Below are 614 nucleotides of genomic sequence, written 5' to 3' on the forward strand. Positions count from 1 at the left end.
GTTCGAAGCGACGAGGCCCACGATCATCACGACCAAAAGAGCGTTGGCCACCACGGTCATCACGGTCAAAACTGCGTTGGCCACCGCGGTCATCACGCTTAAAGGAACGCTGCCCACCGCGGTCATCCCGTTCGAAGCGACGAGGTCCACGATCGTCGCGGAAAGACCCACGCTCAGCACCTCTGCTGGACGCACCCGAATTTTCTTGACCACGCCATGAGCGGTCACCTTGGTCGCGCCATTGCCTACGCTGGAACCCACCACGCTCGCCCTGTGAGCGGTTCTGTCGTTCATCTGCCATGGTGTGTTCCTCTATTCTTGCGCGATACGCATTTGTAGTACGGCAACGATGTGTAATGCCGCTGAAATCCTCAATCAATCATAGACGCAGGACTGCACATTGTGCAGTGGTGTAACTGGGGAAGCTATCACGTTTATCGGGATTGAACGAAACGTCGTTACCCCTACGCACGCGATGTTGTTCCCCTAAAACCACGACCGTATGGTCGGCCTGTGGCGTCCTTGTGTGGGTCGTAGGTGCCCGTGTGTTTGTGTGGGTTCTCGCGGGCCGTGTTTTGGGTGTGGCAAAGGCGGCGGCAACCGTGTGGTTGCCG

At 57.7% G+C, this 614-nt stretch carries 1 protein-coding gene; it reads right to left on the minus strand.

The window, feature by feature from the left end:
• On the minus strand, nucleotides 1-294 hold a 294-nt coding region (locus G438_RS12520; protein WP_165569254.1), incomplete at its 3' end, for a hypothetical protein.
• Nucleotides 295-614 lie beyond the last annotated feature (320 nt).

The sequence above is a fragment of the Schaalia suimastitidis DSM 15538 genome, assembly GCF_000429105.1.
In the GTDB taxonomy this organism is placed as follows: domain Bacteria; phylum Actinomycetota; class Actinomycetes; order Actinomycetales; family Actinomycetaceae; genus Pauljensenia; species Pauljensenia suimastitidis.